Source organism: Evansella tamaricis (genome assembly GCF_019042215.1).
Classification (GTDB): Bacteria; Bacillota; Bacilli; order Bacillales; family Salisediminibacteriaceae; genus Evansella; species Evansella tamaricis.
The window spans coordinates 1-14,094 of record NZ_JAHQCS010000160.1; the positions used below are offsets into that span (position 1 = coordinate 1).

Below are 14,094 nucleotides of genomic sequence, written 5' to 3' on the forward strand. Positions count from 1 at the left end.
GGCGCTGGAGCTAGACAATAAGAAAAGCGCAAGCGCCTAGGCTCACGAGCGTAGGGCAGTGGAGGAATGAAAACAGAAGTCCGCTCTTTGACTTCGGTTGTCACTTCTGAAGTGCCCTGCCGTGATTAAGAAGTAAGCAACTGAAAAAGTTTAAAACCACTTTTTCAGTTGCTTTTATTTGTAGGCAATCGCTGCGCTCGTCGCTCGCCTGATTGGAGAAAACCACTCCTATCAAGCGCAATGCCCGAAGGTGCAAAAACTTATACGCTTATCTCTAAAAAAAAAGCTACCTTTAAAGGCAGCTATAATTCTTTTATTGCATATTCTTCCACCATTTTTATTACTTCTAGATAATGATCCTTCGAGGATACGGGAATTCCCTTTAACAATTCATCCCTTAAGTGACTCTTTAATCTACTTGTATTCACTTGAAAAAATGATTGGATTACCTCATTATCGTTTGGTTTACCATTATAAATATTAAGAATTCCATCTTCAGACAACCCAAAATAACCATTCATTTTTAATAATGGAGATATATCATTTAATTCCTTCATAAAAATAATTTTTTGCTCGTTTTGATCCACAAGCTGCCAATCTTCATAGAATGACCAAAAATCTTCCATCGACCAGATGGTCTCCTCAATAGTTTCTTCACTAATTTCCCCATCGAGATAATGTCTTTGCAAAATAACTTCTACGGTTTGTGCGTTGTATTTTTCAGCCATATTTTCTTCTTTGTGTTCATTGTTGTCCGCAACACTTGGTATGTGGTAAGTAATCACTAGTAAAATAGTTAATATCGTTAAGACTCCGGACATTTTTAAAATTACGGGATAATTTTTTTTATTAACGTTTGCCCTTTTGAGACTCATTTATATGATGCCTCCTTATGATTTTACTTATGATACTATACTTTCCATGTCCATAAAAAAATATCCCTATTTTTTTCCATAAATAAATATGAAAAGCGCAAGAGCCTATGGTCACGAGCGTAGGGCAGTGGGGGAATGACAACTAGAAGTCCGCTCTTTGACTTCGGTTGTCACTTCCGAAGTGCCCCGTAGCAAGTAGGCGCTGGAGCTAGACATGAAAAGCGCAAGCGCCTATGGTCACGAGCGTAGGGCAGTGGAGGAATGACAACAGAAGTCCGCTCTTTGACTTCAGTTGTCACTTCCGAAGTGCCCCGTAGCGAGTAGGCGCTGGAGCTAGACATTAAAAGCGCAAGCGCCTATGAACACGAGCGTAGGGCAGTGGAGGAATGACAACAGAAGTCCGCTCTTTGACTTCAGTTGTCACTTCCGAAGTGGCTTTGGGACTGTAAAAGTGGAAAAGCACCACTTTTTCAGTTCCCATGCGAGTAGGCGCTGGAGCTAGACAAAGGTGCAAAAACTTACAAAATGTTACCTTTCAAAAAAAAAGAACAGGTGATGTATTTCACCTGTTCTCTCAATCTTATTAGCGACTTCTTTCAAATGGACGACTTGCAGCATTCCCAAGGTCTTCAAGCATATCATTAAAAGTAGCGCCTATTTCTTCAAATGGTTCTCCAGCACGCAAACGGTCATTCATTCCTCTAACTTGTCTTACTTGATCTCGATCTGATACAACATGTACGTTAAGATCATCTCTTACATTCCCAACTGAGTTACGAATTTCCGATTCATTTGCATTTCCATCTTCATCAACCGCTACAATGACATCATTACCATTTACTAAAACGTGGTTATTGCCTTGTCCTAGGCTACTTGTAATTCTACGGGCTAACCGACCATCTTCTCCATTATAATATCCGTTATTATTTGTTAAGCCGTGATTGTTTCTGTTATGGCTAGTTCTTTGTCCATTTGTTGCACCATTACTAAACCCACGATTCGAACGGTTAAACCCCATTGTTGAACCATTCTGTCCAGTAGTTGTTCTGTTTTGTTGTGCTTCTTCGTTTTGACCTCTATATGTGCCAGATTGGCCACGTAATGTTCCGTTTTGATTTCCTAAAGAACGGGACTGACTTCCGTGCGTTTTATTTTGACCTCTTAAATTTCCTTGTTGACCGATAGTTCCATTTTGTCCACGTAAAGTTCTATTTTGACCAGTCACATTTGCACGACGTCCATTTAAGATCCCATCCTCGTCCACCATCCCTGGACGATCATTTCCTGTAATACCTCGACCGAACCCACGATGTTGACGATTTTCTCTAGCTTCAAAACCTGTCATTCGATTTTGTCCACGTGTTCCTTGATTTAATCCGTGAGACCCTGCTTCATTTTGCTGAAAGTTGTAACCATTTCTTTGACCAATACCTCGAGTTTCTGTGGTGTTTCCTAAACCTCGATTCTCTTGGTTATTTCCGGTATATTCTCGACCACGATTAAACCCGTAGCTTCCTTGATGTTGATTTCGATCATTTTGACCAAAGAATCCACCTTGGTTATTTCGGTCACGGTTTTGACCGAACATACCACCTTGGTCGAATCCACGGTTTGTATTTCTTCCAAAGAAGCCACCTTGATTATTGCGGCCTTCCCCTAGATTGTATCCTTGATTTGTACCATTGCCTTGACCTTGATTTACGTTATAACCACCTTGACCATCGTTCATTCCAGTATCATTTACATCACCACAACCTGCTAAACCTGATACTAATAATGTTGCTGCAGTTAAACTCATTGCAATTTTCTTCATTCATCTTCCTCCTTTCACCCTTTAGGTTGTCTAGGAGGAGACTTTTTGATTCTGACACATATTAGAAAAAAGTGCCCTAAACATTGATTTAGGGCACTACTGTAATTATTAATTTTCTTCATCCTCTTCCTGTTCTCTCCAAGTTCCATAAGATGATGGTTGGTTATTATACGGGTATGGGTAAGTTCCATATCCTTGGAAATGTGGTACGCCATAACCTGCATGTGGTGCTGGAACTGCTCCTGTAGGGTAGTAAGGGTTTTGTGAAAAATTCTGATATTCATTTGCTGTTACATCTCCAAAATTAGGAGTGTCTTGATGTTGTTTTTGTTCGTCTTTACCATGGCTATGCCATTGCTCCTTACCTGTAACTTTATTGCTCTCCATACCCACTGAATGAGGAGCCGGTCCTGGTGCAGCAGGCATCATACCCGGGTGTCCATAGTGCTGCTGATAACCTTGTGCAGGCACTCCTTGGTACATGGATCCGTAACCATATGGGTTCCCTTGATGATACCCATGTGGTGGGCAAGGTGGTGGACACGGCATAAAAGGTGCTACAGGATAACAATCTTCCGGCATTTGTTGCTTCATTGGTAATGGTTTTGTAGTAGGTTTTACTTTTTTGGGTTCAACAGGAGCTTTTTTAAATTCTGGTTGCTTTTCTACAGGTTTCTCCTTAACTAACGGTGCTTCCTTTGGCTTAGGCATTTTAGGTGGTGCAGTGATTGCCTGCTGTTGTTTATAAATATTAAAATTCATATCTGTTTTCTGTAAATGATAAGAAGGAGCAGGTTGTGGTGGTGCAGGCATTGGTAGTGGTGCCTCTTTTTCCTCCTTTATTGAAGGTGGAGGTGTTTGCTCCTTTTTTGGCATTTCTTTTACTGGTGCTTCCTTATACCCTTCCTTCTTTGATGGTTGAATGCTGTTGGTAGGTATTTTAATTTTCATTCCGGGCATGATTAAATCTGGATTACTCAATTGATTATTGGCTGCTTTCAAAGCTTCAAAATCAACACCGTATTTCTGCGCTAACTTCCAAAGTGTATCTCCTTTTTGTACAATATGAATTCTCACTTTCTCAGATCCCTCCCATTCGATGTCAATACATCCTATGCTACCTTGGGCGAACCGTCACTTCTTTTTGAAAAACTAGGCTTGGATTAATCGATAAAATAACTAATTTTTCTTATCATGAGCGTAGGAAAGTGCCTCTTCTTCTACAAGCTGACACTATGTTGTTAATCCTCAACCGGGCAGAACGCCGCATCCCGTGGCATGCCCGAAGGTGCCAAAACATATAAATTCTTACCTTTTAAAAAAAACTGTCCGCCAGAGTTTCCTCTAGGGACAGAATATGAATTAGTTAATTCCATTGTTTTGCACCTTTTTTACATTCCATGTATAACAAGGATAACTTCCAAGAATTTCAACACCGCATCCTAAAGCCTTCAATTCTTCACATACTCCAGGAATCAAAACATTATCTTGCAACATATCCACATCTATAATAAAAAAATAATTGCCAATCCCTGTTTTCATTGGTCTTGATTCAATTTTACTCAAGTTAATTTTTCTCCAGGAAAATGCAGACAACACTTGATGCAGTGCTCCTGTGTAATCTGACGGTAGTGTTATCATCATGGTGGTTTTGTATTGTTGCTCATTCATATCCTTTTGGAAGGAATCCTTCGCCAGATTACCATTTTTTAAAACAATAAAGCGTGTAGAGTTGTTATTATAATCATTTATTTCAGATTGAACAATCGTCAATCCATATTCTTTAGCTGCGACTGTGTTAGCAATTGCTGCAATATTTTCCTCTGCCTCGCTAACAAACCTTGCAGCTTCCGCTGTTGAACTCGTATAGGATAAATTAGCACTATTTAGATGTTCACGTATGAATTTATGACATTGGGCGATAGCATGTGGATGAGAATAAACAGCAGTAACTTCCTGCCACTTGTCTTTGTTTTCCTCTTTAATCATTAAATGTTGGTAAATAGGTGCTGTAATTTCAGCAGCTATTGTCATCCGCTGATGATGGATTAAATAATCTAATGTAATATTTACAGAACCTTCTATGGCGTTTTCCAACGGGACAACAGCGCAGTCCACAATATTATCCTTAACAGCATCAATACAATCTGGTATAGTCCTAAAGGAAATACCTTGTTCATTTGGCAGCAAAGCTTTTGCAGCCGCTTCTGTAAAAGACCCTTTTGGTCCTAAAAATCCCACAGTACCCATGTAACCAAACCTCTCTTTTTATCAGTTTAAACTTTTACAATCTATCCATTATGTTCCAGAACCAATTAATTCTACTTTCAGGACCGGATCAAGTTGCTCGATTTTATCTAGGAGTACTGTAACATCTGAATTCATTGCTGCTGTTTCAATCGATAAAGTAATCGTTGCTTTCCCCTGTAAAGGAATTGTTTGATTTATAGTAAGAACATTTGCACCAGTTTGGGCAATTAAAGACAACAATTTTGAAAGTGTTCCAGAACGATCTTCTAAAAAGACAGATAAGGTAATAATTTTTTCCTTAACCATTGTGTGAAATGGAAAAATACCGTCCTTATACTTATAAAAGGCGCTTCTGCTTAAACCCACTTCCTGCACTGCCACATTTATTTTGTCGCACTTCCCACTTTCTAAAAGTTCCTTAGCTTCCACTGTTTTTAACATTGCCTCAGGAAGCATGTCTTCACGGACTAAATAGAACTGGTCAGGTCGTTTTTGCATTACGTCACCACCTACGTTTCATATTTCTCCATTATATAGATCAAGGAAATAGTTGACAACAGTTAAACCTAGAGAACGTACGAATTATTCCTTTTTGCCCATAGAAAAAGGAAGCCAGAAAGATAGAGCAATTAAATCCTTAAGACTTCCTTTTTATGCTATTCTATAAACTCAAACTCATAATTGAGTATTCTTACCGTATCACCATCTTCAGCACCACGTTCCCGTAATGCCTCATCAATTCCCATATGTCTCATTTTCCTTGAAAATCTCCGTACAGAATCTTCCCGATCAAAGTTAGTCATTTTAAACATCGTTTCAATTTCATGACCTTCAATAATCCATGATCCATCATCATCCCGTGAAATGTGAAACGGCTCTTCTTTTTTCTGGTACTTATAAACAACCCTTTGTTCCACTTCGTCTTCTTTATAAAGAGGAAACTCAGGAGTTACCTCTACTTTATCAACAATTGCCCGTAACAATCCATTTAAACCCTTCTTCGTAACTGCAGATATAGGGAAAATATCAATATCTTCCTCTAGTTTTTCTTTAAATACTTTTAAATTTTCTTCGGAACCGGGGAGATCCATTTTATTAGCAACAATGATTTGCGGCCGTTCCATCAAGCGTAAATTGTATTCCTTCAATTCCTGATTAATCGTTAAATAATCATCGTAAGGATCTCGACCTTCCAAACCGCTCATGTCCAAGACATGAACAATTACCCTTGTCCGTTCGATATGTCTTAAAAATTGGTGTCCAAGTCCAACTCCAGAATGGGCACCTTCAATCAATCCGGGTAAATCTGCCATCACAAAACTACGTTGATCATCTGTTTCCACAACCCCTAAATTTGGAGTAATGGTTGTAAAATGATAATCAGCAATTTTTGGTCTCGCTGCAGAGACAATAGATAATATAGTTGATTTTCCAACACTTGGGAAACCAACTAAACCAACATCAGCAAGTACTTTCAGTTCAAGAATAAGATTTCGTTCCTTACCCGGTTCCCCGTTTTCTGCAATCTCTGGAGCAGGATTTGCTGGAGTTGCAAATCGGGAGTTGCCCCTTCCTCCCCTTCCCCCTCTTGCCACAATTGCCCTTTGCCCTTCTTCGGTCAAATCGGCAACGATTTTACCTGTTTCTTCGTCAATAACTGTTGTACCCGGGGGAACTCTGACCAACATACTTTCCCTACTTTTCCCGTGCTGATTCTTTGGCCTCCCATTTTCTCCGCGGTCCGCTTTGAAATGACGTTGATATCGAAAATCCATTAACGTTCGCAGTCCTTCATCGACTACAAAAACCACGTCTGCACCTTTACCGCCGTCGCCGCCAGCTGGACCACCAGCAGGTACATATTTTTCACGACGGAAGGCAACCATACCATTTCCCCCGTCTCCACCTTTAACATATATTTGAACCTTATCTACAAACATACAATCTTCACCTCATTATTAGTTTAAACATGTTGTCATATGATTAAGCAAATACTTATATAACATCCTTGATTATCCCACTCCACCTTGACAATATTTGAGGGGTAGTTTTTCTGAAGTTTTTCTATCTTATCGTTCCAATTATCATCAATTAAAATTTGCCCTTGAAAATCGAATTCTAAATGAATCCCTTCCATATCCTTAAGAGTCAAAAGAAGACTATTGTCATATCCTCCCTTGGCACACTGATCAAACATGTAAAATATTTCATTTGTTAACTCTAATACATGATCTTCAACTAGAGACCAATCTTCTTGTCCAGATAACGCTTCATAAGAAAGTACATAAGGATGTTCTTCCCAATTAAACGTTAATAATCGCTCCGCTAATCGTTCAGCATTCATATTCGTCAAATGACTTTCATTTTTTGATTGCAGAACAACCTCATCAATTAGACTATGTACTCTTTCCATTCTGCCTATATCTAGATTACCTTTAATTAATTGTATTTTATTCAACCAATCGTGTCGGTAATGCCTTAAAACATCCACAACACTCCAATCTTTTTGCATAATAACACTCCTAAATAATCCTTCACGGGTAAAATTTGTCAAACTTAATCATATCATACTGTACAGATGATATCTTTCCCTTTTTTAAGACATATCGTTAATAATTTTATTTTCTGGAAATGTCAACGTGAAGGTTGTCCAATATCCATCTGAGATAAATTGAATCGTGCCCTGATGCTTTTCAATAATTTGTTTTGTAATCGCCAATCCGATCCCCTTACCTAACTCCTTTGTACTTACAAAAGGATCAAAGATACTTTCTTTTAAAACGGTAGGAATAGGAGGTCCATTATTGGAAACAACAAGGGAAACAGCATTCCCATGTTGCTTTAATTCCACTTCAATTTTTCTGTTGTTTTCTTTAGTCAATAGGGCATCTACTGCATTTTGAATAAGTTTATAACAAGCTAATTTAATTTGATCTTCTACTCCTTTAATTGCCGTATGCCTAAGCAATTTAACATTCACTTGAACCTGATGATCATAGAATACAGGCTGAAATGTCTGTAAAGCATTAACAATAAGTCCATTTAACTGTACTGGTTTAAGTTTGAAGTCCTGATGGTTTTTTCGGTTAGACAGAAATAGAATTTGATTTACTTGATCTTCAAGTTCTTCAATTTCCTGGTTAATATAATGAAAATACATTTTTTCATCACACGGTTTTTCTATTCTACTTTCTAAAAGTTGTACAAACCCTTTTATAGATGTTAAAGGATTACGGATTTCATGAGCAAAACTATTGGAGAGCTTTGATAAAACCTGTACTCTTTCCCTTTCATTTCTTAGTAGTTGCTCTTCCTTTTTCCTTATTTCAAGACTTTTATTAGCCAATTCTTCATTCAGTAATTCCATCGCAGGCAATATAATTGATGTTTGAACATCAATAAAAAAGGAATTTATCTTAGCTATCCCTTCTGCCTGATCTAACTTCCCTACCGGTTGATGACGAACTAAATTTTCCAAGAAAATACGAATATCCCCTAAATAGGCTAACATATTTCCAATATCTAATTGTTTTCTTCTCATGAATATCCCAATTTTGATTCCAATATCATTCACCATATGCCGTCCTTCTGAGATGTCAGTTAAATAACAATATAATAGATCAGATGCTATGACTGAAACGGTTTCTTCCGTATTTTCATCCCACGAAAAATACTGATGAAATAATCGAACTACCTCATCGATGATGTGAATTTTCTCTTTTAAAAGATACTTGTTCAACTCATTGTTCTGATCTGTTTTCATCAGCATCTTTCCCCTTAGCATTTATCCTTTCCCTAGTATAAGATAATTTGCATAACAAAAGCGGAACAAAATTCCGACAAGGTCAGTGATTAAAAGCTACAACTAACCACAATAAACTACCTTTTGATAAAATGTGATAGAACGTTCGACTTTTCTCTGTTTTTTTCGATAAAAATAGTTTAATTGATTTCTTGTTAGTCTTAGTGATAGTTTAGGAAATAGGAAATAGCCCTCATGACTCCAGTCATGGGCTAGTGATTATTATAATTTGGATATTTAAGGAGGATGAGACATGACAAAATCTATGATTTATGGGAATACTCCTTGTTTTTTAGGCAGTGAAAACTTAGTAAAGAACCCTTCAAAGGTGCCAGAAATGGACGTAATTTTTTATGGCGTACCATGGGAAGGTGCGGTGACATGGGGGGATTATACAGGATGTGAACTTGGTCCAAAAGTGATGCGTCTTAGCTCTGCAAGGTATAGTGGATACCTCCCTGAATTGAATCACATTGATGTATTCGACCATTTGAAATTAGGAGATTTAGGAGATGTTTCCGTAATTCCAGCCGCTCCAAAAGAGACCAAAGAAGTAATTAGGAGTTTTTCAAAAAAAATATGGGATACTGGGTCATTTACGGTAGCATTAGGAGGGGACCATGGAATTACCTATCCGATTCTAGAAGGTTTTATTGATTCAACAGGGAAGAAAGTTGGAATCATCCACCTCGATGCCCATTATGATAATAACAAAGAATCGGTCGGTGATCCTTACGGTCGGGGGGCTCCATTTGCAAGACTTTATGAAACGGATGGGGTGCGAAATGAAAGTATTGTCCATATGGGAATTCATGGACCTAGAAACAAAGCTGAAAACGGAAAACTTGCCAATGAAGTTGGTGCCACTACTCTTACCATAAATGATATCCGTTATACAAGTGATCTTAAAGAACTGGCAAAAAAAGCTTATCAGATTGCCACAACAGAAACGGACGCTGTTTATTTAAGTATATGCAGCGATGTACTAGATCACACATTTAATCCCGGTGGACCAGTGGACGGAAATGGACTAACGTCCCACGAACTCCTCACCATTGTTCATGAAGTTTGTAAATTAGGAGTCATTGGTATGGATTTTGTGGAAGTTTATCCACAGAATGATACAAATGATTTTAGTTCCCATTTTGCATCTACCATTGTTCTATATGCGCTGGCTGGAGAAGTGCAACATAAAAAATAATTACTTTTCGTTAAAGCTCTAATGTGGTTGGTTTAATGAGAGAATCTAGGGGATTCTTCGGCTGTTCCGCGATTACTCGTCACAAGTAAATTCGGTCGCTTTTTCCCGGTGCAATCATGTACCCTTACGCTGAATCAACTTTCAGCTCAATACTCAACAAACTCCTTAAAAAAGTTTGTTAAATATAGGTTTAAGGTTTCAAATAAGAAGGTATAGATATATAACTCCCCCATTTTTTAGATTCCTCTCTCTTATCGAGTTGTCTCGGCCAGGGTAACCCCTATGTCGTGACAATTTTTTTTAGTTTAGTAAATATAAAAATTGCCACAACAAATTGATGTGGCAATCATAGATTATAATGTTTTTATGAGATCCTTTATTGTAGACTTGGCTTGATCAATGCAGTCTGGTAATCCAATTCCTTTAAAAGACCCACCAGTAATATACAAATTAGGATGTTCCTTTTCTAATCCATCATAAACTTTTTTGAGGCGTTCTAAGTGACCTACTTCATATTGAGGCATCGCCCTTTTCCACCGTTTAATAATCTGAAACTCTGGTTCTCCCTCAATTTCCATAATTCCACTTAAATCTTTCATCACAAGCTCAACAATTTCCTTATCACTTTTTCCCACAATTTCTTCATCACCTGCACGCCCAACATAGCCTCGGAGCAGTGCAAAACCTTCAGGTGTTGAATGGGCCCACTTCCTGTGTGTCCAAGTACATGCTGTAATGGAATAGTCCTTTTTGCTAGCAACAACAAATCCTGATCCGTCTATATCTTTTTTTATGGAAGATTTCGGAAAAGCCAAAACAACTGTTGCCACAGAGGTTGCTGGAATTTCCTGTAATGGTTCTACAGAAGATAAGTTTTTCAATAACTCATAAGTGACAAAATGAGGTGTTGTAAAAACTAAATGATCCACCACATCTGTTCTTCCATCCTCAAAGCGGAGGAAATACTGTTCCCCTTGTTTATTCACTTTGGCTATTTTAGCGTTTTTGACCACAGAATCTTTGTATAATTTATCTTCAACTGCATCAACTAAAGAACCTAATCCACCATTTTTTATTGACAGGAACATTCCTCCAGGCGTTTTCTTTTCTCCCTGCATCCCTTTAGGCTTCGAAGGCTGATTTCCCTGTTGCCTTGCAATGGAGGATTTCATTCCTATAATTAAACTTCGATAATTCTCCTCTATTTGTTGGAACTGAGGAAAGGTTGCCTGTAAACTAATTCTGTCAATATTTCCTGCATAAATGCCCGATAGTAAAGGGTCTATTAAGTTTTCCACTACCTCATTTCCAAGTCTTTCCCGAAAAAAATGGCCAAGTGATACATCATCCCCATTTTTTATCACCCTTGGCTTCAACAGGTCTCCTGCAGCTCGGACTTTTCCAGCCGGAGAAATCAATCTTGTTTGCAAGAATGGACCCCATTGTGTAGGAATACCATAGATTGCACCACCAGGCATTGGATACAGTTTTCCTTTTTTTAATATATACGACTTCCCTGCACTATTGCGAACAAGATCATCACCAAGGCCCACATCTTTAGCCAGTTGGGAAGCACTAAATTTCCTGGCTAAAAATGAATCAGGCCCCAGTTCTATAACAAAACCATCCCGTTTAACCGTTTCTATCTTTCCGCCTAATCGATTTTTGGATTCATACAAAACGTACTCAGCATTCAATCCCTTTTCTATTTCTTTCTGTAAATAAAAGGCAGTACTGATGCCCGTGATTCCCCCTCCGATGATTGCAACACGTTTTTTAGCCATTTGTCACTACACCTTTTAAATGATTTTCAATGACAGTTGCTAATGTATCTATGAAAGCATCCGATGCATTAGGCATTTCAGGTCGGTAATAGCCCACACCAAGTTCATCTGTTACAACTTTACATTCATAGTCGTTGTCGTATAAAACCTCTAAGTGATCAGCCACAAAACCTACAGGACAATAGACAAAAGCATTGTATCCTTCTTTTTCGTATAAATCCCTAGTTAAATCCTGAACATCTGGCCCTAGCCAAGGTTCAGGAGTATTTCCTTCACTTTGCCAACCAATCTCGTAATGTCTCACCCCTGCTTTTTCTGCGATGAGTGCTGCTGTTGCCTTCAATTGATCTGGATAAGGATCTCCATTTTGAAGGATTTTTTCTGGAAGGGAGTGAGCCGAGAAGATAACCACATGATTATCCCTCTCTTCATTGGACATTTTCTCTCTTGTTAAACGGATTTGTTCTACCCAATAATCTATGAATTTTGGTTCATCGTACCAGCTTTCCACACTCGTAATGTTCGGTCCACCAATGCTTTCAGCCTCTTCTTTCGCTCGACCATTATAAGATTTCACGCTGAATGTGGAGTAATGTGGTGCTAGAACGATACTAACCGCATCCGTCAAACCATCCTGATTCATTTGATGTACCGCATCTTCAATAAACGGATCTATGTGTTTTAGCCCTTGATATGAACGAAATTCATATGTATCAGAACGCCTATTTAATTCCTCCTCCAGCCTTTTAGTTTGATCTTCTGTTATTTTGGCCAAAGGGGAAATGCCACCAATCGCTTCATAACGTTCAATAAGATCATCCAGTTGTTCTTTTGAAGGCTTTCGTCCACGACGAATGTGAGTGTAATAAGACTCTACTTCCTCCAAACTCCTCGGCGTACCATATGCCATTACAAGCAATCCAATTGTTTTTTTCAATTTTCCCACACCTCTTTATTTTCTCTTCATTAAGATTTTTTCAGCAGAATATTCATGAACAAAGCTTGTTAGACGTTTAAGTGTTTCTGGCTTAATTTCCGGAAAAACACCATGGCCTAAATTAAATATAAAGCCAGGTTGATCTATCCCTTGATCGATAATATCTTTTGTTTTCTGTTCAATGACATTCCAAGGAGCCATCAATACACATGGATCCAAATTACCTTGAACTGCTTTCGTAATACCTTCCCGTCTCGCTTCTTTAATTGGATAGCGCCAGTCTAAACCTACTACGTCCAAATTCAGGTCATGCCAATCTTTAGTTAAGTGTCTCGCTCCAACACCGAACATAATAAGGGGTACCCCTTCCCCATTCAATTCGTTGAAAATCCGCTCCATTACAGGTTTCACGTATGTTCGATAATCTTCTTGATTTAATGAACCAACCCAAGAGTCAAATATCTGGATGGCTTGTGCACCAACACTAATTTGCGCTTTAACATATGCGATAACCATGTCGGCTAACTTTTCCATTAATAAGAACCAAGCTTCGTTATCTGAATACATAAGTCCCTTCGTCTTATTGTAATTCTTCGAAGGGCCCCCCTCAAGCATATAGCTCGCCAGAGTAAAAGGAGCTCCACTGAAGCTAATTAATGGAACGGTTAATTGCTTTCGAAGAATCTTTATTGTTTCTAAAACAAAGTCCACATCTTTCTCGGGTTCAATCTTCCCTAACCTTTTCACGTCATCCATCGATTTAATTGGATTATGTATTACAGGACCTATTCCTTTTTTAATTTCCACATCTACACCAATTGCAGGAAGTGGGGTCATGATGTCTTTATACAAAATAGCTGCATCGTTATTATACTGATCCACAGGAAGTTTTGTAACATACGCACATGTTTCTGGTCGGTGTGTGATTTCCTCCAGTGAATACTTCTTTTTTAATTCTCTGTATTCTGGCTGGGAACGGCCCGCTTGGCGCATATACCACACCGGAACATGGTCAATCGGCTCTTTCCTACAGGATTTTAAGAATTGATCGTTAAATGGTTGATTCATTACATACACCCCTTGAACTGTTATGTCATCCTAAAATACTTTTTACTAAGAAATGAATATTAAATAAAGAACCGTTTTTACTATACTAATGTAAAGCTATTTTGTACACTAAACAGATTCATTTGTCATAAAATCGCTAAATTATATGTTATTTTTCAGTTAAATAAGAAAAGCGCAAGCGCCTTGGTCACGTGCGTAGGGCAGTGGAGGAATGACAACTAGAAGTCCGCTCTTTGACTTCTGTTGTCACTTCCGAAGTGCCCCGTAGTAATTAAGAAGCAACTGAAAAAGTTTAAAACCACTTTTTCAGTTCCTTTTATTTGTATGGCAATGGCTGCGCTCGTCGCTCGCCTGATAGGAGAAA

11 protein-coding genes and 1 pseudogene are annotated in these 14,094 nt (G+C 38.4%); 1 reads left to right on the top strand and 11 read right to left on the bottom strand.

All coding sequences use genetic code 11. From position 1 onward, the window contains the following. Positions 1-302: 302 nt before the first annotated feature. From KS419_RS19800 to KS419_RS19835, 8 genes and pseudogenes are all read right to left on the bottom strand, one after another. Positions 303-875, bottom strand: coding sequence for a BofC C-terminal domain-containing protein (locus KS419_RS19800; RefSeq protein ID WP_246594291.1), 573 nt, complete (start codon positions 873-875; stop codon positions 303-305). A gap of 583 nt (positions 876-1,458) precedes the next feature. Then, on the bottom strand, positions 1,459-2,688 hold the full coding sequence (locus KS419_RS19805; protein ID WP_217068245.1) for a YhcN/YlaJ family sporulation lipoprotein: 1,230 nt from the start codon (positions 2,686-2,688) through the stop codon (positions 1,459-1,461). A gap of 932 nt (positions 2,689-3,620) precedes the next feature. Then, positions 3,621-3,765, bottom strand: a pseudogene (safA, locus tag KS419_RS25040) (SafA/ExsA family spore coat assembly protein); the annotation flags it as partial. A gap of 285 nt (positions 3,766-4,050) precedes the next feature. Continuing rightward, entirely contained in the window at positions 4,051-4,938 is an 888-nt protein-coding gene (gene pheA / locus KS419_RS19815; RefSeq protein WP_217068247.1) for a prephenate dehydratase, read from the bottom strand. A gap of 48 nt (positions 4,939-4,986) precedes the next feature. Further along, positions 4,987-5,436: an ACT domain-containing protein gene (locus tag KS419_RS19820; protein WP_217068250.1), complete on the bottom strand. Its 450-nt coding sequence runs from the start codon at positions 5,434-5,436 to the stop codon at positions 4,987-4,989. A gap of 158 nt (positions 5,437-5,594) precedes the next feature. Beyond that, the gene (gene obgE, locus KS419_RS19825) at positions 5,595-6,878 is read right to left on the bottom strand and encodes a GTPase ObgE (protein ID WP_217068251.1); all 1,284 of its coding nucleotides are present in this window, start codon (positions 6,876-6,878) and stop codon (positions 5,595-5,597) included. Between the two features lie 35 nt (positions 6,879-6,913). Continuing rightward, positions 6,914-7,450, bottom strand: a complete 537-nt coding sequence (locus KS419_RS19830; RefSeq protein WP_217068252.1) for a Spo0B C-terminal domain-containing protein — start codon at positions 7,448-7,450, stop codon at positions 6,914-6,916. Between the two features lie 84 nt (positions 7,451-7,534). Beyond that, a complete protein-coding gene (locus KS419_RS19835; RefSeq protein ID WP_217068253.1) occupies positions 7,535-8,701 on the bottom strand; it encodes a sensor histidine kinase in 1,167 nt (388 codons plus the stop codon). 292 nt (positions 8,702-8,993) lie between these two features. On the opposite strand from KS419_RS19835, the gene KS419_RS19840 reads away from it, so the two are divergent. After that, entirely contained in the window at positions 8,994-9,941 is a 948-nt protein-coding gene (locus KS419_RS19840; RefSeq protein WP_217068254.1) for an agmatinase family protein, read from the top strand. A gap of 353 nt (positions 9,942-10,294) precedes the next feature. On the opposite strand, the gene hemY is transcribed toward KS419_RS19840, so the two are convergent. The 3 genes from hemY to hemE are packed head-to-tail and all read right to left on the bottom strand — an operon-like array spanning position 10,295 to position 13,730. Further along, positions 10,295-11,725: a protoporphyrinogen oxidase gene (hemY, locus tag KS419_RS19845; protein ID WP_217068257.1), complete on the bottom strand. Its 1,431-nt coding sequence runs from the start codon at positions 11,723-11,725 to the stop codon at positions 10,295-10,297. Beyond that, a complete protein-coding gene (gene hemH, locus KS419_RS19850) occupies positions 11,718-12,662 on the bottom strand; it encodes a ferrochelatase (RefSeq protein ID WP_217068259.1) in 945 nt (314 codons plus the stop codon). Before hemH ends, hemY begins: the two co-directional genes overlap by 8 nt. Positions 12,663-12,677: 15 nt before the next feature. Beyond that, positions 12,678-13,730, bottom strand: a complete 1,053-nt coding sequence (hemE, locus tag KS419_RS19855; protein WP_217068261.1) for a uroporphyrinogen decarboxylase — start codon at positions 13,728-13,730, stop codon at positions 12,678-12,680. Positions 13,731-14,094: the final 364 nt, after the last annotated feature.